Annotated in this window: 23 protein-coding genes and 2 pseudogenes; 10 read left to right on the forward strand and 15 right to left on the reverse strand. The window is 65.7% G+C overall.

Going from position 1 to position 20,494, the window contains the following annotated elements; genetic code table 11:
• Nucleotides 1–282: 282 nt before the first annotated feature.
• The 7 genes and pseudogenes from J2Z17_RS23550 to J2Z17_RS23580 form a co-directional block, all read right to left on the reverse strand.
• Nucleotides 283–567, reverse strand: a pseudogene (locus J2Z17_RS23550) (cation:proton antiporter); the annotation flags it as partial.
• The gene (locus tag J2Z17_RS23555) at nucleotides 564–1,037 is read right to left on the reverse strand and encodes a Na+/H+ antiporter subunit E (protein WP_209948970.1); all 474 of its coding nucleotides are present in this window, start codon (nucleotides 1,035–1,037) and stop codon (nucleotides 564–566) included. The pseudogene J2Z17_RS23550 and the gene J2Z17_RS23555, both read right to left, overlap by 4 nt.
• Complete coding sequence (locus J2Z17_RS23560; protein ID WP_209948972.1) at nucleotides 1,034–2,623, reverse strand: Na+/H+ antiporter subunit D; 1,590 nt, start codon at nucleotides 2,621–2,623, stop codon at nucleotides 1,034–1,036. Before J2Z17_RS23560 ends, J2Z17_RS23555 begins: the two co-directional genes overlap by 4 nt.
• Before the next feature lie 235 nt (nucleotides 2,624–2,858).
• Nucleotides 2,859–3,236, reverse strand: coding sequence for a Na+/H+ antiporter subunit C (locus J2Z17_RS23565; RefSeq protein WP_209948974.1), 378 nt, complete (start codon nucleotides 3,234–3,236; stop codon nucleotides 2,859–2,861).
• A complete protein-coding gene (locus J2Z17_RS23570) occupies nucleotides 3,236–3,655 on the reverse strand; it encodes a Na+/H+ antiporter subunit B (protein WP_209948976.1) in 420 nt (139 codons plus the stop codon). The genes J2Z17_RS23565 and J2Z17_RS23570 overlap by 1 nt, the downstream gene beginning before the upstream one ends.
• 487 nt (nucleotides 3,656–4,142) lie before the next feature.
• Nucleotides 4,143–6,536, reverse strand: a complete 2,394-nt coding sequence (locus J2Z17_RS23575) for a putative monovalent cation/H+ antiporter subunit A (protein WP_280923402.1) — start codon at nucleotides 6,534–6,536, stop codon at nucleotides 4,143–4,145.
• Nucleotides 6,537–6,691: 155 nt separating this feature from the next.
• The gene (locus J2Z17_RS23580; protein WP_209948978.1) at nucleotides 6,692–7,099 is read right to left on the reverse strand and encodes a hypothetical protein; all 408 of its coding nucleotides are present in this window, start codon (nucleotides 7,097–7,099) and stop codon (nucleotides 6,692–6,694) included.
• Nucleotides 7,100–7,234: 135 nt separating this feature from the next.
• Between J2Z17_RS23580 and J2Z17_RS23585 the strand changes: the two genes are divergently transcribed.
• Together J2Z17_RS23585 and msrB are read left to right on the forward strand one after the other, a co-directional pair.
• Nucleotides 7,235–7,648 carry a winged helix-turn-helix transcriptional regulator gene (locus J2Z17_RS23585; protein ID WP_209948980.1) on the forward strand — a complete coding sequence of 138 codons (414 nt, stop codon included), beginning with the start codon at nucleotides 7,235–7,237 and terminating at the stop codon, nucleotides 7,646–7,648.
• Nucleotides 7,649–7,731: 83 nt separating this feature from the next.
• Nucleotides 7,732–8,139, forward strand: a complete 408-nt coding sequence (msrB, locus tag J2Z17_RS23590; RefSeq protein WP_209948982.1) for a peptide-methionine (R)-S-oxide reductase MsrB — start codon at nucleotides 7,732–7,734, stop codon at nucleotides 8,137–8,139.
• 136 nt (nucleotides 8,140–8,275) lie between these two features.
• Here msrB and J2Z17_RS23595 read toward each other — a convergent pair whose 3' ends face one another.
• Together J2Z17_RS23595 and J2Z17_RS23600 are read right to left on the reverse strand one after the other, a co-directional pair.
• On the reverse strand, nucleotides 8,276–9,697 hold the full coding sequence (locus J2Z17_RS23595) for an MFS transporter (protein WP_209948984.1): 1,422 nt from the start codon (nucleotides 9,695–9,697) through the stop codon (nucleotides 8,276–8,278).
• A gap of 239 nt (nucleotides 9,698–9,936) precedes the next feature.
• Complete coding sequence (locus J2Z17_RS23600; protein ID WP_209948986.1) at nucleotides 9,937–10,473, reverse strand: AAA family ATPase; 537 nt, start codon at nucleotides 10,471–10,473, stop codon at nucleotides 9,937–9,939.
• Nucleotides 10,474–10,506: 33 nt separating this feature from the next.
• On the opposite strand from J2Z17_RS23600, the gene J2Z17_RS23605 reads away from it, so the two are divergent.
• The 3 genes from J2Z17_RS23605 to J2Z17_RS23615 all read left to right on the forward strand — a co-directional run bounded on the left by J2Z17_RS23605 (nucleotide 10,507) and on the right by J2Z17_RS23615 (nucleotide 11,874).
• On the forward strand, nucleotides 10,507–10,752 hold the full coding sequence (locus tag J2Z17_RS23605) for a hypothetical protein (protein WP_209948988.1): 246 nt from the start codon (nucleotides 10,507–10,509) through the stop codon (nucleotides 10,750–10,752).
• 1 nt (nucleotide 10,753) lies between these two features.
• Nucleotides 10,754–10,999, forward strand: a complete 246-nt coding sequence (locus J2Z17_RS23610) for a hypothetical protein (RefSeq protein ID WP_209948990.1) — start codon at nucleotides 10,754–10,756, stop codon at nucleotides 10,997–10,999.
• Between the two features lie 146 nt (nucleotides 11,000–11,145).
• Nucleotides 11,146–11,874, forward strand: coding sequence for an SDR family oxidoreductase (locus J2Z17_RS23615; RefSeq protein WP_209948992.1), 729 nt, complete (start codon nucleotides 11,146–11,148; stop codon nucleotides 11,872–11,874).
• 24 nt (nucleotides 11,875–11,898) lie between these two features.
• Here the strand turns inward: J2Z17_RS23615 and J2Z17_RS23620 are convergent, their stop codons facing one another.
• Both J2Z17_RS23620 and J2Z17_RS23625 read right to left on the reverse strand, forming a co-directional pair.
• A complete protein-coding gene (locus J2Z17_RS23620) occupies nucleotides 11,899–12,789 on the reverse strand; it encodes a LysR family transcriptional regulator (protein WP_209948994.1) in 891 nt (296 codons plus the stop codon).
• Nucleotides 12,790–12,855: 66 nt separating this feature from the next.
• Nucleotides 12,856–13,242: a helix-turn-helix domain-containing protein gene (locus tag J2Z17_RS23625; protein ID WP_209948996.1), complete on the reverse strand. Its 387-nt coding sequence runs from the start codon at nucleotides 13,240–13,242 to the stop codon at nucleotides 12,856–12,858.
• 92 nt (nucleotides 13,243–13,334) lie between these two features.
• Between J2Z17_RS23625 and J2Z17_RS23630 the strand changes: the two genes are divergently transcribed.
• Nucleotides 13,335–13,817 carry a hypothetical protein gene (locus J2Z17_RS23630; protein WP_209948998.1) on the forward strand — a complete coding sequence of 161 codons (483 nt, stop codon included), beginning with the start codon at nucleotides 13,335–13,337 and terminating at the stop codon, nucleotides 13,815–13,817.
• A gap of 251 nt (nucleotides 13,818–14,068) precedes the next feature.
• Nucleotides 14,069–14,815, forward strand: coding sequence for an SRPBCC family protein (locus J2Z17_RS23635; RefSeq protein WP_209949000.1), 747 nt, complete (start codon nucleotides 14,069–14,071; stop codon nucleotides 14,813–14,815).
• A 103-nt stretch (nucleotides 14,816–14,918) separates the two neighbouring features.
• Here J2Z17_RS23635 and J2Z17_RS23640 read toward each other — a convergent pair whose 3' ends face one another.
• Nucleotides 14,919–16,088, reverse strand: a complete 1,170-nt coding sequence (locus J2Z17_RS23640) for a GAF domain-containing sensor histidine kinase (RefSeq protein ID WP_209949002.1) — start codon at nucleotides 16,086–16,088, stop codon at nucleotides 14,919–14,921.
• 287 nt (nucleotides 16,089–16,375) lie between these two features.
• Between J2Z17_RS23640 and J2Z17_RS23645 the strand changes: the two genes are divergently transcribed.
• The 3 genes from J2Z17_RS23645 to J2Z17_RS23655 all read left to right on the forward strand — a co-directional run bounded on the left by J2Z17_RS23645 (nucleotide 16,376) and on the right by J2Z17_RS23655 (nucleotide 19,213).
• Nucleotides 16,376–17,308 carry a LysR family transcriptional regulator gene (locus J2Z17_RS23645; RefSeq protein WP_209949004.1) on the forward strand — a complete coding sequence of 311 codons (933 nt, stop codon included), beginning with the start codon at nucleotides 16,376–16,378 and terminating at the stop codon, nucleotides 17,306–17,308.
• A gap of 124 nt (nucleotides 17,309–17,432) precedes the next feature.
• Complete coding sequence (locus tag J2Z17_RS23650) at nucleotides 17,433–18,125, forward strand: glutathione S-transferase family protein (protein ID WP_209949006.1); 693 nt, start codon at nucleotides 17,433–17,435, stop codon at nucleotides 18,123–18,125.
• A gap of 101 nt (nucleotides 18,126–18,226) precedes the next feature.
• On the forward strand, nucleotides 18,227–19,213 hold the full coding sequence (locus tag J2Z17_RS23655) for an MBL fold metallo-hydrolase (protein WP_245224318.1): 987 nt from the start codon (nucleotides 18,227–18,229) through the stop codon (nucleotides 19,211–19,213).
• A 111-nt stretch (nucleotides 19,214–19,324) separates the two neighbouring features.
• Here the strand turns inward: J2Z17_RS23655 and J2Z17_RS23660 are convergent, their stop codons facing one another.
• The 3 genes and pseudogenes from J2Z17_RS23660 to J2Z17_RS25640 form a co-directional block, all read right to left on the reverse strand.
• Nucleotides 19,325–19,981: an NAD(P)H-binding protein gene (locus J2Z17_RS23660; protein ID WP_209949008.1), complete on the reverse strand. Its 657-nt coding sequence runs from the start codon at nucleotides 19,979–19,981 to the stop codon at nucleotides 19,325–19,327.
• A 17-nt stretch (nucleotides 19,982–19,998) separates the two neighbouring features.
• A complete protein-coding gene (locus tag J2Z17_RS23665; RefSeq protein ID WP_209949010.1) occupies nucleotides 19,999–20,247 on the reverse strand; it encodes a hypothetical protein in 249 nt (82 codons plus the stop codon).
• A gap of 151 nt (nucleotides 20,248–20,398) precedes the next feature.
• Nucleotides 20,399–20,494, reverse strand: a pseudogene (locus tag J2Z17_RS25640) (IS5 family transposase); the annotation flags it as partial.

Consider the following 20,494-nt stretch of genomic DNA (forward strand, 5'->3'; position numbering starts at 1 on the left):
CTTCGCCTTTGCCGGTGCCGGAGCGGCGGCCGAGGTCTTGCGCCCCCGCGGCTTGCGCACCGACGCGGAGGGCCGGTTTTCGGCGACCCCGTCGTTTTCCGCCGGACCGGTCGCCGCCGGTTTCGCTTCGGCCGCATCGGCCGGCGCATGCGAGGGCACGCCGGACGTCTCGGCGTCGACCAGGTCACCGGCATGCGCCGGGCTCGAGGTGCGGCTGCCATGCACCGATTGCGGCCGGCCCTGCTCGGTGCTGAACACCGGCTCGTCTTCGGACGGGTGCTCCCCCTCGACGCCACGCGCCAGGATGAAGCGGGCAAAGGCAACGGTTGCCAGGAAGCCGACAAGGCCGAGCGAGATCGCGATGTCGATATAGAGCGTGTAGCCGGTGCGGATCGCGATCACCGCGATGAAGCCGATGACGATGCCGACCAGCATGTCGAGCGCCAGAACCCGGTCGGGCAGCGTCGGCCCCTTGACCACACGGTAGACGGTCATCAGGAAGGCGATGGCGAGCAGAAAGAGCGCGCCATAGCAGGCCAGCTGGACAATATAGGCGGGAGAGCTCATTCGAAGGTCTCCATGATCTTGCGTTCGAAACCCTCGGCAATGTCGCGAATCGTGCCCTCGACATCGGAGCAGTCGATGGCGTGGACATAGAGCTTCTTGCGGTCGTCGGAGACATCCACCGAAAGCGTGCCGGGCGTCAGGGTGATGAGATTGGCCAGAAGGGTGATCTCGAAATCACGCTCGACCCTCAGCGGATAGGCGAAGATGCCGGGCTCCAGCTTCAGCTTCGGTGCCAGCACCAGGATGGCAACCTTCCAGACCGATTTGGCAAGCTCGACGAGGAACAGCAGCATCAGCGAGGCGAAGCGCAGCGTGCGGGTCAGATAGCCGACGCCGTTGACCTGCTCGCGGATGAGGCCGAGCGCCAGCGTCGACAGCACGAAGCCGAAGGCGAGGTTGAGCAGCGAGGCGCTGCCCGAGACCGCGACCCAGATCACCGCCATCACCAGATTGATCGCAAACAGCGTCATGGCGTGCCTCCCTGGCCAAAGACAGACTGGATATAGGCCGTCGGGTCGGAAAGGCCCTCGGCGGCCCGCTGGCACAGCTGCAGCAGCTGTTCGGGGAAGATGCCGAAGACGACCACCAGCGCCGTCAGGACGATGATCGGGGCCAGCCGCAGCAGATCCTCCGACGCCCCGTGCGGGCTGGCGACGACGGCATCCGGATTGTCCTGCGCCAGCGGATGCGGCCGCCAGAAGGCCAGCAGGAACAGCCGGCCGAAGGCCATGGTGATGAGGAAGCCGGAGATCAGGATGGCTGCAGCCAGCCACCAGGCACCGATATCGATCGACGCCTTGACCAGCATGGCCTTCGGCCAGAAGCCGGAAAACGGCGGCAGGCCGGAGCCGGCAAAGAACAGCGCCAGCGCGACCGCCGAAAAGACCGGGGCGACGCGCCACAGGCCGCCGAGCTCGTCAAGCCGGAACGACCCGGCACGGGCGCGCATTTCGCCGGCCACCAGATAGAGCGCGGTCATCAGCACGATCGAATGCAGCGCATAGAAGATCGCCGCCGACACGCCGGCCACCCCGCCGATCGCAGCACCCGCCGCGATATAGCCGATGCCGACGATGATGATGAAGCCCATGAAGCGCCTGACATCGCGCTGCGCCAATGCGCCGAGCGCGCCCAGCAGCATGGACAGCGCCGCTGCAAGGCCGATTACCAGGCTCAGCGTGTCGCGCTCGACCGGCAGCAACATGACCATGACGCGCAGCAGCGCATAGATGCCGACCTTGGTCAGCAGGCCGGCAAACAGCGCCGAAACCACGACGCGCGGCGTGTGGTAGGAGGCCGGCAGCCAGAAATTCACCGGGAAGGCTGCGGCCTTCATGCCGAAGGCGAGCACGAACAGGGTCGCCAGCGTCATCAGCGGCGCATGGTCGCGCAGGCCGCCGGCCTTGCGGGCGATGTCGGCCATGTTGAGCGTGCCGAAGATCGCATAGAGATAGCCGACCGCGATCAGGAACAGCGTGGTGCCGATCAGATTGAGGATCGCATATTTCAGCGCCCCGTCGATCTGTTCGCGCTCGGAGCCGAGGATCAGCAGGCCGAAGGACGAGATCAGCAGCACCTCGAACCAGACATAGAGGTTGAAGATGTCGCCGGTGAGAAACGCTCCGGTGACGCCGGCCGTCAGCACCAGCAGGAAGGGATAGAAGCCATAGCGCCGGCCCGAGCCGTTGATGTCGCCGAGCGCATAGACGGCGCCCGACAGCGAGACGATGGCAGCCGCGAGCGCAAACAGCGCGCCGGTAAGATCGACGGTGAAGGCGATGCCGAAAGGCGGCAGCCAGCGGCCCATCATCATGGTGATCGGGCCATCGACCGACACGCGCCAGAGCAGCAGCGCATCGATGACGGTCAGAAGCGCAAGCGTGGCGATCGCGATCGGCGGATGGATGCGGATCTGGTGGCGCAGCATCATCAGGCCGGCGCCCGCGATCAGGCAGAGCGCCACCGGCAGGATCACCAGCCACTGCTGCGTGGTCGCCGGCGGCATGACCCAGGCGAGCGCGTGATCGACGGTGGAGGCGTGCGAGGATGCGGCCATCAGATCGCTCCTCCGAGGTTGCAGAAGGGGCTACCCCCCTCTGGCCTGCCGGCCCTCTCCCCCGCAAGGGGAGAGATCGACTCGCGGGCAGGTCCCGTTCGCCCTCGAAGCTCGTCACTGCGGCAGATGCTAAGGTTCAAGATAGTCTGCGTGATGCGGGCTGGCTGATCTCGCCCCTTGAGGCGGAGAGGGCCGGCAGGCCGGAGGGGGGTGATCAATGCCATGCGCATCCCAATCAATATCCCAACGGCGGCAGCGGCTCGCTCTCGGGCTCGGCCACGCGCATCTCGTCGGTGTCGTCGGTCTTCAGGTCCTGATAGGCGCGGTAGCCGAGCACCAGCAGGAAGCAGAAGAAGGAAAAGGAAATCACGATCGCCGTCAGGATCAGCGCCTGGGGCAGCGGATTGGCGGCGGCCGCCGGCAGCGTGTCGGAGCCGTCGGCGATGATCGGCGGCACTTCGCGGGTCAGCCGGCCGGTGGTGAACAGCAGCAGGTTGACGGCATTGCCGAGGATGACGATGCCGAGCAGGATGCGCACCACATGCTTGGACATCATCAGGTAGAAGGCGGCGGCAAAGAAGATGCCGACAAGGGCTGCAAACAGGGTTTCCATCAGTCCTCGTCCCTTTCCTCGAGCGCCAGCGCGATCGAGGTGATGGCCCCGACGACGACCAGATAGACGCCGATGTCGAAGCTGGTCACCGTGGCGAAGGGAACCTCCACCTGGCCGATCCGCGGATAGATCCACAGCGCCGTCATGAACGGCACGCCGGCAAAGATCGACACCATGCCCGACAGCGCCGACAGCATCAGCCCGGCACCGGCAATCGACATCGGATGGAACCAGATGGCGCGGCGCACCGCCTGCACGCCATAGGCGATGCCGTAGATGGCCAGCGCCGAGGCGGCGATCAGCCCGCCGATGAAGCCGCCACCCGGCTCGTTATGGCCGCGCAGCAGCACGAACAGCGAAAACAGCATCATCAGGGCTGTCAGGAAGGGCGCAATCGTTCGGAAGATCAGCGTGTTCATGGGTGGGATCTCCGGTGGCATGTCGATGTTGACAGAGGCTCAGCGACGGTGCGCGACGCGGCCACCCCCCTCTGCCCTGCCGGGCATCTCCCCCTCAAGGGGGGAGATCGCCGGATGCGGGCGCCCTGCCCCGAGAGAGAGGAACGGAAAAAGGCCAGGTCGACGTTCCGCCTCGTTCTTGCGCAGACGCTGTCGGCAGAGGCAGACCGCGCGGCCGCAACAACCGATCTCCCCCCTTGAGTGGGAGATGTCCGGCAGGACAGAGGGGGGTGAGTCCCGCCCGAATTGTCGCCATTCATGCCAGGCCCCATGCCCTCGCCTTCAGGCTCGCTCAGGCGTCCCCTCGGCCGCATTCCGCCCGCACAAGCCGAAGCGGCAGACGCGGAGCGCGCGGCCGCCACAACCGATCTCCCCCCTTGAGGGGGAGATGTCCGGCAGGACAGAGGGGGGTGAGCGGCACCCGACGTGCCCCGGCTCATGCGAACGCTCATATCTTGCCCTCCGCCTCGGCTTCCGCGATCGTCTCCACCTTGTCGCGCGACTGGGGGGCGGCGACGTCGGTGACGCGGATGCGGATGAGGGCGAGGATCGCAAGGCCGGTGATCATCACCACCGAGATCTCGCCGAGCGTATCCGTGCCGCGGAAGTCGACGATGATGACGTTGACCACATTGGCACCGTGCGCGATCGTCTTGGAATAGGCGTTGAAGAAGTCCGTCAGCGCATTGTTGAACGGCACCTGCATGGTCTTCAGCAGCATCAGGGTGAAGCCGAGGCCGCAGGCGATCGCCACCGTGCTGTCGAACAGGAACTGGCGACGCGTGCGGTGGTCGGACGGCGACAGTCGCAGCCTGGTCATCACCAGCGCCAGGATGACGACCGACAGCGTCTCGACCATGAACTGGGTGAACGACAGGTCCGGCGCGCCGAACAGCAGGAAGAGCACGGCGACCGCAAAGCCCTGGATGCCGAGCGAGACGATCGCCGTCAGCCGGTTCTTGGCCAGCAGCACGGCAAACAGGCCGATCACCGCGATCATCAGGAAGGTCAGTTCATGGAACTTGGCGTCCACCGGCCAGTGCGGCATATCCGGCAATTCGCCGAAGACGAAGAGCGGCACCAGCAGCACGATCGCCAGCAGCATGAAGGTGACGGTGACATAGGTGTCGAGCTTGCCGGGCTGCACGAAGGCAGTCACCTTGTAGGCAAAGCGTACCGTGCCGGCGACGAAATGGTCGAAGCCGCGATCGGGGCCCGGACCGAGCGCCACGAAGAAGCGGTCGACTTCGCGCCGCACCGTGGTGAGGCCGAGATAGAGCGCGATGCCGAGGATGACGGTGACGACCGAGAGCAGCAGCGGCAGGTTGAGATGCGGGATCAGGCTGGCCGTCACCTCCTCGACATGCCCCTCGATGGCCGAGGTCATCGGGGTCGAGAACAGCGCATGCGAGACGCCGGAAAACAGCGCGCCGAACAGCGCCGTCAGGCCGAGCACCAGCGGCCCGAGCCACATCAGCGCCGGCCCCTCATGGACTTCGTGCCCCTCATGGATCTCATCCATCGGCCGACCGAGAAAGGGTTTCAGCGCCACGGCAAAGCCGATGACGAACATCAGCGCATTGCCGATGACGGCAACCGCGGTGAAGACGATCGCGCGCAGGTCGCCATGGGCAAGCGCCCCGTAGATCTCCTCCTTGGCAAGGAAGCCGAAGAACGGCGGCAACCCGGCCATCGAGACCGCACCGCAAAGGGCGGCGGCAAAGGTGATCGGCATGGCGGCGCGCAGGCCGCGCAGCACGGTGACATCGCGCGTGCCGGCCTCGTGGTCGACAAGGCCCGCGACCATGAAAAGCCCGCCCTTGAACAGCGCATGCGCGATCAGATAGAGCACGGCCGCGGCAATCGCATGCTCCGAGCCGAAGCCGGTCATCATCACCAGCAGGCCGAGCGAGGCGACGGTGGTATAGGCCAGCATCTGCTTCAGATCCGTCTGCCGCAGCGCCAGCACCGCGCCGACCAGCAGGGTCAATCCGCCGAAGACCGGCAGCAGGATTTCCCACACCGCCGTGCCGCCGAGCGTCGGGTTGAGCCGCATCAGCAGGTAGACGCCGGCCTTGACCATGGTGGCCGAATGCAGGAAGGCCGAGACCGGCGTCGGCGCCTCCATGGCATTGGGCAGCCAGAAATGGAACGGAAACTGCGCCGACTTGGTGAAGGCGCCGCCGAGCACCAGCAGCAGCGCCGCCATGTAGAACGGACTTGCGCGCACCACGTCGCCGGCATGGACGAGCAGCGACAGCTGGGTGACGCCGGTCATGTTCCACAGGAAGATCAGGCCGGCCAGCAGGCAGAGCCCGCCGCCGCCGGTGACCACCAGCGCCTGCAGGGCGGCGCGGCGCGAGGCCTCGCGGTCATGGTCGAAGCCGATCAGCAGGAAGGAGGTGATCGAGGTCAGCTCCCAGTAGATGAACAGCATCAGGAAACTGTCGGAAAGCACGAGCCCGAGCATCGCGCCCATGAACAGCAGGATATAGCAGAGGAAACGCCCCTGCTCCGGATGGCCCTTCATGTAGCCGCCGGAATAGAGCACGATCAGCGTGCCGATGCCGGTGATCAACAGCGCAAAGGTCAGCGACAGCCCGTCGATGAACCAGGAAAACGACAGGTTGAAGCTCGGCACCCAGACATAACCGCCGGTGACGGCGCCGCCATCGGCGATCGTCGGCAGGAACTGGCAGAAATGGTAGAAGGCATAGGCCGGAAACAGCGCCAGCACCCAGGCGGTGTTGTGGCCGAACCGGCGGATCAGGGGCGGCGCGACGAGCGCGCCGATAAAGGGCAGCATCATGGCCAGAATGGTCAGGCTCGAGATAGTCTGCAAATTCCGGCTCCCTGGCGTCGCGCATGATCCTCCGCAGTCGAAGGCTGACCGTTGTTAAGACAAACGGCCCCCTGCCTCAAGAGGCGGGCTTCGCATTCGACAAAAAGCACAAAAGAGACGGCCTGCAAGAAGAGCGACAGCAAATCCCCAAGGGATTACAGGGGCTGGCGGTGCGCCAGCGCGATGAGAGGCGCGACGATGCCAAACTGCAACACGGTAAACAGGGTTTCGATCCTCACGAAATCGTCAACAGATGTCATCCGATATTTGGCGGCGACCGGAAGCACGGCGAAGGAAAAGGCGAGCCCGCCGAAGACGAGACCGAAACCGAGCGCACCCTTCCACCAGTCATCATGTGCCGTCGTGAAGAGCCGCGGATAGCACCAGGAAAACACCAGTCCCTGAATGACCATCGAGAGAATGCCGAAGGGAATGATCACCTCGTCGCGGAAGATGTCCAGCCGCTCGTAACTCCCGCGGAAGAGTTTCAGGTGCCAGACATAGCCGAGCGGAAATGTCGGCAACAGATAGGCTGCAAAGCCGAGCCAGAAAGCCTTGTCCATCCGATCCCCCCGATCCCTTCTCGTCAGAGCAGGATGAAAGCTAGCGCCGAACACTTGCATTTTGCAAGTTATTTCCGCACACAGTCACCATATCGGCGATTGCCGATCCATCCCGAGCCCCCTCTGGAGACCGCCATGCGCCAGGCCCCCCGCTCGCTCTGCCCTATCAGCCTGGCACTGGAGCTGTTTGGCGACAGCTGGTCGCTGCTGATCGTGCGCGACCTGATGTTCAAGGGTATCGACAGCTATGCCGGCTTTCTCGAGGCGGGCGAAGGGATCGCCACCAACATACTGGCCGACCGGCTGAAGCGCCTTGCCGACGACGGGCTGATCGAGGCGCTGCCCGACGAGACCGACAAGCGCCGGCGCCGCTACCGGCTGACCGACAAGGGGCTCGACCTCGCCCCCGTGATGACGGCGCTGGTGCTCTGGTCGGCAAAGCATACCGGAACCGACGCCCCTGCCGAGCAGGTCTGCGCCATGGCGGCGGACCCGGACGGGTTTGCACGCGGCGTGGTCGCCCGTCACCGCGCCGCCCGCAGCGCCTGATGCCGCCTTGCGGCCCGGTGCCGGCGCATTGCCGAACGGGCGCGGAAACCCTATCTATGGCGCATACGAAAAGGAGGGCTTCCATGGCCGAGACCGTCAAGCCGAAAATGGAGAAAACCGATGCCGAGTGGCGCGAGCAGCTGACGCCGGAGCAGTATCACATCCTGCGCCAGGCCGGCACCGAGCGGCCGTTCACCGGCCCGTTCAACAACAACAAGCAGAAGGGCCTCTACCACTGCGCGGCCTGCGATGCGCCGCTGTTCTATTCCGACACGAAGTTCGATTCGGGCTGCGGCTGGCCGAGCTATTACGAGGCGATTCCCGACGCGGTGATCGAGCTGAAGGACACCTCGCACGGCATGGTGCGCACCGAGATCCGCTGCGCCACCTGCAACGGCCATCTGGGCCATGTCTTCCCCGACGGCCCGCCGCCGACGGGCCTGCGCTTCTGCATCAACGGCCATGCACTGAATTTCGAAGAACAGGCATAGAGACAAGCACGAAACGGCCGGCGCAGACTGCGGCGGCCGTTTTCTACGGAAGCATGCCGGGGCCGATGCCGGCCCTCTCGCGACAGGCTTTGAGCCGGGGCTTGCCCGCCGCCGGACAGCCGTTCGGCACCCCCGATCATCGCGCCGCTTCCGGCTCGTCGCCTGCTGCTGTCGACACGAAGGCGGCGATGGCGGCCGGCGACAGGCGGCGCCAGAGGGTGGCGAGCAGCAGGGCGACGAGGACGGCCGCGAGCGCAAAAGGGGCGCAAAGGGCGGCATGGCGGCCGACAAGCGGTTCGGTGACGGTCACGGTCAGGCCGGAAAGGACAAAGCCGAGCGGGATCATGCCGAGGCCGAACAGCCGGTAGACACTGGTAACCCGGCCAAGCAGATGCGCCGGGATCAGCCGCTGGCGAAGGCTGACGGTGATGATGTTCCAGACCGTCCCCATCGCCGAGAACAGTGCCAGCGTGAGCCAGATCGGCTCCGGGAACGGCAGGACCAGCGGCACCACCGCCTGCAGCAGCAGGATCGCGACCGCCAGCCTCAGGCAGGCGGCCTGACCGAACAGGCGGATGAACCGCTCTCCGACAAGGGCTGCGGCAAGACCGCCGACGGCACCGCCGGTGAGCAGCAGGCCATAGCCGGCGGAACCCAGATGCAGCACCTCCTGCGCATAGAGAACCAGCGCGATCAGCAGCATGTTTTCCAGCGCATTGAAGCAGCCGAGACCGAGCGCCAGATCGCGCAAGAGCGGCCGGGCGAAGAGATAGGCGAGCCCCTCCTTCGCCTCGCCGATGAAGCCTGTCGCGCCGACGGTGGGTTGTCCCCGCCCCCCATCGGCGTGAGGGTTCGCGTCGATCCCTTGCGTCACCCGTCGGGTCGCGCGGAACGGCCCGCGGATCGAAAACACCAGCAGGCCGGCAAGCGCAAAGGCCACACCGGTGAGGCCAAAGACCAGCGGCAGGGCGAGAGCCAGCAGAAAGCCGGCAAGCGACGGGCCAATCATCATATTGGTGAGCACCTCCAGGCCGAACATCCGGGCATTGGCGGTTTCCAGCCTGTCCCGCGGCACAATGGCCGGCAGCAGCGTGCCGGCGGAACTGTCGCGCAGGACCTCGGCCGAACCGGTCACCAGCGCGCTGAACAGCAGCAGCCCGTAGAGGGCAAGCACCGGAAAGCCCGCAAGCGGAACCGGCGGCATGGTGCCCGGCAGCGCGATGGCCAGGGTCAGCACCGCCAGCATGAGACAGCGCAGGGCATCCATGGCAATGACAATCTGCCGGCGGTCGAGCCGGTCGATGATCACGCCGGCGGGCAGCGACAATATAAACCAGGGCAGCCGCTGGGCGACGCCGACCAGGGCGATGGCCAGCGGATCGCGGGTGATCAGCGAGGCGAGCCAGGGCCAGGCGACGAGGCCGATGCCATCGGCCAGATTGGTCATGCCGCTCGACAGCAGAAGTTTCCAGTAGTCGGCGCCGAGCCTCTGGCCGGCGGATGTCCGTCCGGTCGAAGCAGGATCGTCGGCCTTCCGGCCCGCTGCCCCCTGGTCCATCGCCCGGTTCCTCGCCGCCTGAGATATAGCGGCCCTGCCCGGTGCCGCCCGCTCATCTCGTTACCATTGGGCCGTGCCGAAGCACCCCGCAATGCGACGAGAAGAGCAGGCTGCGCAGCCGGCAGCAATTGTCAAAATCAAGGGTCGGAGCGGAAAAACGCGCGGTGGGTCAGGCTGATCGCGACACCGGGACGACCGTGATCACAGGCCCCACCGGGATCATCGGGGCGGCGGCGTCCCTATGCCAGTTGCGCCAGCACCGCGGCGACGAGGTCCTCGACCGGATGGATGCTGTCGAGCCTGAGGACGGGCCAGCCGCGCGCCTCCAGCATTTTCTCGTGCGACAACAGGCTGCGCTGGCCGAGACCGGCCGTGTCATAGGCCCGCGCCCAGGCAAGGAAGACGCGGCTTTTGACATACATGTCGCCGCCCTCCTCGATCCGTGCACCATATCGGGCCTTTTCGCGCTTCAGGATGCGGGACATGCGGGTGTCGTGGTCGAGCTGCAGGAACACGACGAGATCGTAGTAGGGCTCGATCGGTTCGGCCCATTTCAGCGCCGAGCCGGAAAAGATCCAGTGCCCGTCAGCCGGCAGAAGCTCGCGAAGCATGGCATGCCGCTCCTCCAGCGCACGCGGCTCGACAAAGGGCGGATCGGTGGGCAGCCAGTAGATGGAATCGGAGTCCACATGGGGAATGCCGAGATGCCGGCCGAGCGCTGCCCCCAGGGTGCTCGTGCCCGATCCGGACGCGCCGAGAATGTGTATGCGCTTCATGCTGCTCCGCCGGCCCTCGAGAACCGGCACCCCATGTTCGATGTGCTGCACGGCGGCGACCGCAATGACAAGGTTTCACAGCACATCTACTGGCTGCCGCACACCTTGCCGAACACCTCTCCAGTTGCAAAAACGCCGTCCGCGCAGTTCATTGCGGCCTCTATCCTCGCATATTCCGGCAGATACACCAGAGCGCCCCACCCTACTAAATTTCGCGGGGTGACGATGGTTAAGAATTCGACAACAATACTGGACATCCGAACGTATAGGCGGGCCTGAATTGTCGATGCTGCTGTTTTTGATATTGCTGATGGTCACTCTGCTGATGCTGACGATGACTTTCGTCGAAGGTATGGCGGATGGCAACCGGTTCGACCTGCCGCGTATCCTCGGTCTCCTGGCCTGCCTCGTCTGGCCGGTAAGCCTGCCGCTGCTGCTGCTGGCGAGCGGCATTCACCGCATCGTAAGCATCGGGCGCCTGCCGCGTCTGACCCATCATCGCCGCCTGATGGCCCGCAGCGCCTGACCCCGTGCGTCAGCGCCGGGCCGGCCGCGACATCGTCGCCGACCGGCTCATCGGCTTTTCCGATAGTTGCTATCGTGTTCTCCCCTTTCCCTTTCCGGCGCTGACGGCCGCATAAGACCTCTCCACGCAAACGAGGAGACAGGTCCATGCGTTTTCAATCCAGACGAATCCTGGTGATCGGCGGCGGCTCGGGCATGGGGCTGGCGCTTGCCGCACGGCTGCTCGACGAGGGGGCCGAAGTGATCATCGCCGGCCGCTCGGCCGAGCGGCTGGACGCCGCCCGCCGCACCCTTGGCGCCCCGGGCCGGCTCACCGCCCATGTCGCCGATGCCACCAGCGCGGCGTCGCTGACGGCGCTGTTTGCCGCGACAGGGCCGCTCGATCACATCGCCACCACGGCAGCCGATATCGCCGGCGTCTATGTGCCGCTCGCCGAGATGGATGTGGACGTGGCGCGCAGGGTGATGGATTCCAAGGTGCTGGGGCCGCTGCTCATTGCCAGGCACGGCCGGGATGTGCTGACGCCCACGGGATCGATCACCCTGACCTCCGGCATTGCCGCCTATCGCCCGGCACCGCGCGGCACGGTGGTCGCCGCCGTCAACGGCGCGCTGGAATCGCTGGTCTATGCGCTGGCCCTCGAACTGGCGCCGATGCGGGTCAATGTCGTCTCGCCCGGCTGGGTCGAGACCGGGATCTGGGCCCATGTGGCCGGCGACCGCAAGGCGCAGGTGCTGGGCGCCATGGCGGAGCGTCTGCCGGTCGGACGTGTCGGCCGGCCCGAAGACATCGCCGCCGCGATGGCCGCGCTGATGGAGAACGGCTTCATCACCGGCACGCTGCTGCATGTCGACGGCGGCCAGCGGCTGGTCTGACCGCCCGGCGGCGACCGGCAGCCATCAGGCGGCGGCAAACCGGGCGCGGCTTTCGGCCAGGAAGCGCAGCAGCGCCGGCGGCTGCACCGGCCGCTTTCGCCAGAGCATGGTGAGCGCCACGCTGCTGTCGAGCCCTTCGACCGCCAGCGCCGCAAGCCGGTCGTCGCCGGCGGCCTGGCCGGTTCCCGGCACGATCGCCAGCCCCATGCCGGCCTCGACCAGCCGGCGGACGGCGGCGATCGAGGCAAAGGTGCCGCCGATCGCGGGGCGACGGACACCCGCCCCCGCAAAGACCTGCTCGAACATGGCCCGGAAGACGCAGCCCTCCCCGGTCACCAGAAAGGTCTCGTCGCCCAGCGCCGACAGCGGCACCGGGTTGCCCGTGGCAAGGCGGTGGCCGGCGGGCGCGAGCACGGCCAGGGGCAGTTCCGACAGCGTCTCGCTGCGGCCGCCCGCAAGCCTTCCCGGCGGGCCGAAAAGGAAGGCGATGTCGAGATCGCCGCTGGCGATCCCTGCCCGCAATCCGACGCTGGTGTCGGTGGCAAGGGTGAGCGCGACCTGCGGACAGGCGGCACGATAGCGGGCCAGCAGCGGCGGCAGGAGCCCGGCGCAGAGTGTTTCCAGCCCGCCGACAGCAAGGGCGCCCGCGGTGTTGCCAGCACTTGCGGCGATATCGGCCCGGGCCTGGTCGAGCGCCCCCAGCATCGCCGGGGCATGGGCCAGCAGCCGTTCGCCCGCAGCCGTCAGCGACAGGCGGCGCCGGGCGCGGTCGAACAGGGCGGTGCCGAATTCCTGTTCCAGCGCCTGGATCTGCTCGCTCACCGAGGATTGCGACAGATGCACGCGCAGGCCGGCGCGGGTCATGCTGCCGGTTTCGGCAACCGCGACGAAGGTTTTGAGGAAACGAAGATTCATGGGGCGATGGTCCGCTCGAAGGATGACGGCAGTCTAGCGCAGGCGCGGCCCCCGGGGAACGGCGTTTCAGCGGGCGGCGCCGACGCGCCCGCGCCGATGGTCCTCAAGATCCGAACCGGAGCGGACGGCATGGGGCATCCCCGCGCCGGCCTCGCCTCTGTCCTGCGCGGTGCGCCAAGCGGTCGGCGTCATGCCGGTCACGCGCAAAAATTCGCGGTTGAAATTGGACTTGGTCAGGAAGCCCGCCTCGTAGAGGATGCGGGTGACGGGCGCCTCGGTGTCCCTCAGCAGCCGGCAGGCCTCGGCCACCCTGAAATCATTGACATATTGCGAGACGCTGAGGCCGTGGACGCGATTGACCGCATTGGAGAGGCTGCGCGCCGGGCGGCCGAGGCGACGGGCGAGCCGCGCCAGATTGAGGTCCGTGTCGGCATAAAGCCTGGCGCGCGCCATCAGATCGTCGAGCTCGGCAAGGATCGCCTGCCATTCGGCCTGCGCCTGCGGATCGGGTATCTTCCGACCGAAGCTGCGCCCCGGGCGCGACGATGCGGATCGAGGGAAGCGCGCTGATCGTCGACACAGGCGGCGGCCGCCCGTTTCACTGGTCCGACTGGTCCGGCTGGTCGGACTGGTCGAACTGCCGGCCGGAGCTGACGATCAATCTGGCGCCGGAGGCGGCGGTGCGGATCGCCCAGTCGGCCTCGCGCGCCAGCCTCGACGGCCAATTTTCAGCGGTCGCAATCGATGCGGATGCCGGCGACATCACCTTCGACGGGCATGCGACGGCATTGCTGCTCTCCGGCGCGGCGATGCGGGCCCGGCTCGCCTTCGACGCGGTCCGTCATGACGAGGTGATCCGGCTGACCGGCAGGATGATGGATGCCAGTCTCAAATTCCTGGTGCCGACGCAGATCAGCTACACGGTGGAGGCGACCGCCTCGCTGGTCAGCTCGGCGCTCGCCAACACCCCCGGCGCCAAGCCCGAAATCACGGTGAAAGGCGAGATGCTGCGGCTTTCGATCGAGTGAGGGGCAAACGCGCCGCGATCCTGCCGGGCCGAACCACGACGCGTCGTCCGGCGGATGGCCGCGTTTGTCATAAGCGGCAGGCGCTTCACCCACGACGCATCTCTCGCCTATGCGCAAGACTATCTCGGCGTCGACATCATCTGCTGGACGGTGGAGGCGCCGTGGATCAAGGGGGCGATAGTGGGGATCCGGTGTGTGGGAGGCGGCGGATTTGGGGCCGGGAGGGGATTGTCGGGTTTGGCGCGCCGGCCATGCACATGAACGAGGGCTTCTGCAAGGAGAACATCAAGCTGCCAACCATCCGCTGCACCGTCTGGCAGGGCTGGATCCTGGTGACGCTGAACCCGGATGCGCCGGAGCCTGCCGAACAGCTGAAAGAGGTCGAAAACCTCGTCGGCTATCTCGACATGGGCTCCTACGGCGAGACCTTTCGCGAGGAGCATCGCTGGGCGACCAACTGGAAGGTGCTCGCGGAAAACTTCATGGAGAGCTACCACCTGCCGGTCTGCCATTCCGGCACGATCGGCGGCTTCGTGTCCCTGGAGAAGATGACCTGTCCGGAAGGCTATGACGCCTTCAACTATCACTGGATCCTGAAGAAGGACGACGCCCCGCTCACCGTCGCGCATCCGCTGAACACGACACTGGTGGGCGAGGAACGGGTGAAGACCTGGCTGATCTCGATCTATCCGGCGCTGATGATCACGCTGACGCCGGGCTATTTCTGGTACCTGTCGCTGCATCCCGACGGCGCCGGCCATGTGAAGATCCTCTATGGCGGCGGGCTGCATGCCGACTATGTCAACGACCCGGAGGCGCAGGACCATTTCAAGGCGCTGAAGACCTTGCTGGATGCCGTCAACGACGAGGACCGCGGCTGCACGGAAAAGGTCTACAAGGGGCTGCTCGGCCGGCTGTCCGAGCCCGGCGCGCTGTCGCACCTGGAGCGGCCGAACTACGAGTTCGCGCGGTATATTTCGGGCAAGGTCGGGGGATGAAGGGCGGCGGGCGGAGCGGACAGGATGAAGGCCGAAGGCCCACAGCGCCGGTGCGATGAAGGCCTCAAGGCGAAGCCTTCACAGCCGGTGCACCGACGGTGCCTCACCCCGGCATCGAGAATGTGAAGACCGTGGCGTCGGCGTCCGAGACGACGGTGAGGGTGCCGCCATGGGCGCGGGCGATCTCGGAGGCGATGTAGAGGCCGAGGCCGAGGCCTTCGCTGTTGGTCTCGCCGCCGCGGTGGAAGGGACGAAACAGCCGCTCGCGCGCATCCGGCCCGATCGGCTCGCCGGAATTGGTGACGGCCAACGTGAAGCTCCCCTCGCCGGTTGCCGCCGCCACCGTCACCGGCGCGCCCGGCGCTCCATGGGTCAGGGCATTGCCGAGCAGATTGGAAAACAGCTGGGCCAGGCGTGCATGATCGAGCGGCACGTCGCGCGTCAGCGTGCAGGTGACGTCGATCTGCCGCTCGGGCTGGGCGCTGCGAAATTCGCCGACGACCTGTTCGATCGTCTCGGAAACCGGCCTTTGCGTGTCGAGCTTGAGCTTGATGCCGCCGCCGAGCCGGGCGCGGGCGAGATCCATGACATTGTCGACAAGGCCCGCCATCCGCGTGACGCTCTCCTTCATCATCCGCAGGATTTGCGGCGACCGCTCGGTCCAGCCGCTGCGCAGCAGCATGTTGATGCCGGCATCGACCCCGGCGATCGGATTGCGCAGGTCATGGCCGAGCACGGCGATGAACTGCTCGCGCAGTTCCGACAGCTGCCGCTCGTCGGTCAGCGCGCGCTGCGCCTCGTCGAGCTGGTCGCTTGCGTCCAGATGGTGGGCGATCAGCTCGGCAAACAGCTTGAAGGTGCCGATCACCTGCGGATTGTTGACCGCGGCCGTCTCGGTGTGGATGGCGCACAGCGTGCCGAAGAAGCGGCCGTCCGGCAGGATGATCGGCACCGAGATATAGCTCTGCAGCCCGTAGATGCGCGGCGTGTGATGCTGGCAGTAGAGCGTATCCTCGGCGACATTGTCGATCGCCACCACCTGGCGATGCTGGCGGATCTCGTGGCAGAGCGTGGTCTCGACCTTCAGCTCCCCGCCCGCCGGCAGGCCAAAATCGAGATTGTCGAGCACCTGGCAGGCGACCCATCGGTCTTCGGTGACCCGGGCGACGGCGGCAAAGCCCATCCCGGTCGAGCGGCAGACGATATCGAGGATGTTGGGAACGGCGGCGATCCTCTGGACCGCAGCAATATCGTCTTGAAAATCGGTATTCAACGTGGGCCCGTCTGGAGAAGAGTGTCGCGAAGGGAACAGATAGGAAAGTCAGGAAAATATCAAGAGGCACCCGCGCAGCATCCGGCGGCGGCACCGTCAGACTGGCGGTCGCAAAGCCCCCTTTCCCCCGGCCGGTCCCGCGCTGGACCATGTCCGGCAAACAGGCGTTCACCCGAGGTCCGCTAGTTTGTTGTTTTACGTATTTCCGGATGGAAAACCGCGACTGCACTTTTCCAGGAAATGCTCTAAAGAGGAGCCCTTGACGCGCTGTCCTCAAGGAGACGCAAGTGAGCCAGGCTATCGGCGACCTCGACATCAACCTGCTGATCGCGCTCGACGCGCTGTTGCGCGACGAGAATGTTACCCATGCGGCGCAGCGGCTCAACATTACCCAGTCGGCGCTGTCGGGCCGGCTGACGCGGCTGCGGCAGGTGTTCAACGATCCGCTCTTCGTGCCGGCCTCGACCGGGCGCGGCATGACGGCGACGCCGCATGCGCTGGCATTGAAGCCGGAGCTCGAACGGCTGCTCGAAAGTCTCACCCGCTTCGTCCAGTCGGCGCAGGTTTTCGATCCCGCAACCAGTACCCGCACCTTCCGCATTGCCGCCACCGACAATCCGGCAGCTATCCTCGCCCCCGACCTGATGCCGCTGATCCATGCGCAGGCGCCGCGGGCGCGCATCGCCTTGACGCTGCCCGACAAGGCCAGGATCGGCGAGACGCTGGCGCAGGGCGATGTCGACCTGTTCATCGGCGCTGCCGAGGACGCCACGCCGGACCTGATCGGCCGCACGCTGTTCAAGGAGGAATTCGTCACCGCCCAGCGGATCGGCCATCCGCGCGGCACGGGGCCGTTGACGGCCGAGGAATTCGCACGCCTCGATCATCTGCTGATCTCCACCAGCGGCGGCGGCTTTTCCGGCGTGATCGACGATGCCATGGGCGAGATCGGGCTGGCCCGCCGCGTCTCGGTGTCGATCCAGAGCTATGCGCTGGCGCCGCTGGTGATCGCCTCGACCGATTGCCTCTGCACCCTGCCCCGGCGCTTCCTCGAACGCTTCACCGACACGCTGGAAATCTACCCGACGCCGGTGCCGCTCGGCCTGTTCGCGGTCAAGCTGTTCTGGCATCCGAAGATGAGCGGCGATCCCGCCCATGCCTGGCTGCGCGGCATGGTGATGGAAGCCGCAAGGGACAGCCGCCAGCGCCGCCCCGGCTGACAGGCATTGGCGGCGGCGATAGGTCGGATGGGCAATCGCGATTGGTGAAAGTCGGCGCTGCGGCGCATCCAGGGCCGGCAGCCAGAGCGCTGCCCCACCCCGTTCCGATTGCGAGGACAATGCCATGCTGACCCTTTATTATCATGCCACCCCCAACTCGCTGAAGGTCGCCGTGCTGCTGCACGAACTCGACCTGCCGTTCCAGATCGTGCCCGTCGACATCTTCAAGGGCGAGCAGCATCGCCCGGAATTTCTCAGGATCAATCCGAACGGCAAGGTGCCGGCGCTGACCGACGGTGAGGTGACCGTGTTCGACAGCCATGCGATCCTTCTGCATCTCGCCGAAAAGCACGGGCGCTTCCTGCCGAGCGAGCCCGGGCCGCGCGCCGAAACCCTGTCCTGGCTGCAATTCGTCGCCACCGGCCTGTCGCCGATGTCCGGCCAGGCGATCCACTTCCTGCATTATGCGCCCGAGGACCTGCCCTATGCCAAGACCCGCTATGGGGCGGAGCTGGAGCGGCACTACAGGGTTCTCGACACGCGTCTTGCCGGTCGCGAATGGCTTGCAGGCGAGCGCTATTCGATCGCCGACATGGCGCTTTACGGCTGGGCCGCATCGGCCGGATATGTGTTCGGCGACAGAGGTTTAGCCGATTATCCGAATGTTGCGCATTTCATGTCGCGCATGAACGCAAGAGCTGCGGTCCGGGCAGCCCAGGCGTTGAAGCAGGAACACAGTTTCAAGCACGAGCTGGACGACGAAACGCGCGCGGCGCTGTTTGCAGCGCATGGAAAGACCGCAGGCGCCGCGGCCTGACGCCGACCTGCCCCCGACCTCTTCGACAGTATCCCAGGACGGCCCCCCGCAAGCCTTTGCGGGCCCGGCCGCCTGCGCGAAAAATCCCAAAGGAAAACAGAATGATGAAACCCGCTCTTCCGCTTCTTCTTTCGACCGCTGCCGTGCTTCTGGCCATGCTCGGCCAGCCGGCGCAGGCCCAGACTGCGGCACCGATCACGGCCGCCGGTTATGTCCGGGTCGCCGATGCCTATTCCTTCCCGGTCGGCGATCTGCAGATCACCGCCCTTTCCGACGGCACGGTGCCGCAGGACCTCTACACGCTGATGCTCGGCACCGCGCAGGCGCATGTCGACGATCTCCTGCATTCATCGTTTCAATCCAACCCGGTCGAAGCCTCGATCAATGCCTTCCTGATCCGCGGCGGCGACCACACGATCCTGGTCGATACCGGCTCGGGCGATCTCTTCGGTCCGGGCTATGGCGGCAAGCTGCTGGACAGCCTGAAAAGCGTGGGCGTCACCCCGGATGCCATCACCGACATCCTGATCACCCATATCCACACCGATCACACCGGCGGACTGGTGCAGGCCGGCAAGCCCGTCTTTGCCAATGCCACCGTGCATGTCGGCGCCCCGGACGTCTCGTTCTTTCTCGATGCGACGAATGCCGGAAAGACAGGCTATGACGCCAAATATTTCGACGAGGCGGCCAAGACGGTCGGCGTCTACCAGGCGCTCGGCCAGGTGAGGACCTTTGCCGATGGCGAAACGGTACTGCCGGGGATCACCGGCTCGATCCACCCGGGCCATACGCCGGGCAGCGCCTTTTTCCATCTTGTCAGCAAGGGCCTGTCGATCACCTTTGTCGGCGATATCGTGCATGTCGAGGCGGTGCAGTTTCCCGACCCGAAGGTGGCGATCCTCTATGACGTGAAGCCGGATCAGGCGGTTGCGACCCGCGAGCAGGCCTTCGGCGAATTTGCCGGCGACCGCGCGCTGATCGCTGCCCCGCATCTGCCCTTCCCCGGTGTCGGCCATGTGCGGCGGGAGGGCCCCGACAGTTTCAGCTTCCATCCGATCGAATATCGCAACCGCGACGGCAAGTAAGCGGCAGAAGCCGTCATTCGAACCCTCTCTCCGCCGCGCGGGGAGAGGAATTCACGGTTCAGCCCCTGGCAGACACAAGTTCAAAACATCTCTTGCGGACTGACAGTGACGTTATTCAGAGAGCCGTCGCAGGTCGACGTTCTCATACACATGATGGCCCGGCTCCGTCTTTCCGGCGAGCTGCGCAATGGCCGCCGAGACCTTCTGCGCAGATATGGTCCCATAGCGGGCCAGGCGGTCGGGCAGTATCGGCGAGAGTGCGCCGAGGAGGCGCTGTGCAGCCGCTTCCATAAGCCTCGTATCGTCGCGTTGACCGAGCAGAAAGCCCGGGCGGATTATGTCGATCCGCTCAAAGCCAAGCTGGGTGACCGCCTGTTCAATGGCGCCCTTGGTCTTGAGATAGAAGCCGGGTCCGCCCGCGCCGACGGAGCTCACAAGGATAAAATGGCGGGCGCCGAGCGCCTTTGCGCCCTTGGCAAGGGCCAGAACGTAGTCATGATCAACGCGGAACATGGCAGCTTGCGACCCGGCTGTGCGAATGGTGGTGCCGAGACAGGAAATGGCAACATCGGCACCATCGGGCGCGACCGGCTTCAGCGTCGCTTCCGGCGCGACGTATAAGTGTTCGAACTCGATCGGATGACCAGGGACGGTCGAGCCGTTGCGAACGAGGCTGATGAGATCGATATCGGCCCGCTCGCCGAGTTCAAGACGAACGCGCCTGCCGATAAGCCCGGTGCTGCCGGCAAGCAAAATATGTCGGGTCATGTGCCAGTCTCCGCCATTCAGCAAGGTGCGTGGAAGCAAGCCATTGGAAGGAAATCGGTTCGCTGCACACGGTCGCTTACCCTGGCGCGCACCTCGAAGCCCCCGGGCTGAATATCATGTTTGCCCTTTGCATGTATTGCTGTTCTTTTGTCGGGGCTGGCTGCGGACGGCGCGTCGCTCCATTGACGATCACCCTTGCCGAGCACCGTTTCCGAGCGCCATTGACGAGCGCCATTGCCGATTTCGCCGGGGGTGAGTTTCGACACGAGAACCTGCTCGAAACACGCTCTCGAGGCGGCCCCCTTTGATCACCGTAAATTTGGCAGCCAACCACCAGACCTGTCGGCGGAAGAGGCTTGCAATATTGCCGCTGTCGCGTTGAGAAAACGGCTCAACCCTGCCCGGTCGCCTGCCTCGCTAGGCCCTGTTGACAAAGTATGGCAGCCAAATCTTTGCGGCGGCCAGAGCGAGGAATGCTGAGAAGGATTTCCGTGTTTTGTCGTATCGGGTCGC

Origin of the sequence: Heterorhizobium halophytocola (assembly GCF_017873095.1) — a bacterium.
GTDB classification, from domain to species: Bacteria; Pseudomonadota; Alphaproteobacteria; order Rhizobiales; family Rhizobiaceae; genus Allorhizobium; species Allorhizobium halophytocola.

What these genes read in the sequence shown, in the direction of transcription:
- J2Z17_RS23555 (WP_209948970.1), bottom strand. Translation starts at nt 1,037, where the DNA reads ATGACGCTGTTTGCGATCAATCTGGTGATGGCGGTGATCTGGGTCGCG.
- J2Z17_RS23560 (WP_209948972.1), bottom strand. Translation starts at nt 2,623, where the DNA reads ATGGCCGCATCCTCGCACGCCTCCACCGTCGATCACGCGCTCGCCTGG.
- J2Z17_RS23565 (WP_209948974.1), bottom strand. Translation starts at nt 3,236, where the DNA reads ATGGAAACCCTGTTTGCAGCCCTTGTCGGCATCTTCTTTGCCGCCGCC.
- J2Z17_RS23570 (WP_209948976.1), bottom strand. Translation starts at nt 3,655, where the DNA reads ATGAACACGCTGATCTTCCGAACGATTGCGCCCTTCCTGACAGCCCTG.
- J2Z17_RS23580 (WP_209948978.1), bottom strand. Translation starts at nt 7,099, where the DNA reads ATGGACAAGGCTTTCTGGCTCGGCTTTGCAGCCTATCTGTTGCCGACA.
- J2Z17_RS23585 (WP_209948980.1), top strand. Translation starts at nt 7,235, where the DNA reads ATGCGCCAGGCCCCCCGCTCGCTCTGCCCTATCAGCCTGGCACTGGAG.
- msrB (WP_209948982.1), top strand. Translation starts at nt 7,732, where the DNA reads ATGGCCGAGACCGTCAAGCCGAAAATGGAGAAAACCGATGCCGAGTGG.
- J2Z17_RS23595 (WP_209948984.1), bottom strand. Translation starts at nt 9,697, where the DNA reads ATGGACCAGGGGGCAGCGGGCCGGAAGGCCGACGATCCTGCTTCGACC.
- J2Z17_RS23600 (WP_209948986.1), bottom strand. Translation starts at nt 10,473, where the DNA reads ATGAAGCGCATACACATTCTCGGCGCGTCCGGATCGGGCACGAGCACC.
- J2Z17_RS23605 (WP_209948988.1), top strand. Translation starts at nt 10,507, where the DNA reads ATGTTCGATGTGCTGCACGGCGGCGACCGCAATGACAAGGTTTCACAG.
- J2Z17_RS23615 (WP_209948992.1), top strand. Translation starts at nt 11,146, where the DNA reads ATGCGTTTTCAATCCAGACGAATCCTGGTGATCGGCGGCGGCTCGGGC.
- J2Z17_RS23620 (WP_209948994.1), bottom strand. Translation starts at nt 12,789, where the DNA reads ATGAATCTTCGTTTCCTCAAAACCTTCGTCGCGGTTGCCGAAACCGGC.
- J2Z17_RS23625 (WP_209948996.1), bottom strand. Translation starts at nt 13,242, where the DNA reads ATGGCGCGCGCCAGGCTTTATGCCGACACGGACCTCAATCTGGCGCGG.
- J2Z17_RS23630 (WP_209948998.1), top strand. Translation starts at nt 13,335, where the DNA reads ATGCGGATCGAGGGAAGCGCGCTGATCGTCGACACAGGCGGCGGCCGC.
- J2Z17_RS23635 (WP_209949000.1), top strand. Translation starts at nt 14,069, where the DNA reads ATGCACATGAACGAGGGCTTCTGCAAGGAGAACATCAAGCTGCCAACC.
- J2Z17_RS23650 (WP_209949006.1), top strand. Translation starts at nt 17,433, where the DNA reads ATGCTGACCCTTTATTATCATGCCACCCCCAACTCGCTGAAGGTCGCC.
- J2Z17_RS23655 (WP_245224318.1), top strand. Translation starts at nt 18,227, where the DNA reads ATGATGAAACCCGCTCTTCCGCTTCTTCTTTCGACCGCTGCCGTGCTT.
- J2Z17_RS23660 (WP_209949008.1), bottom strand. Translation starts at nt 19,981, where the DNA reads ATGACCCGACATATTTTGCTTGCCGGCAGCACCGGGCTTATCGGCAGG.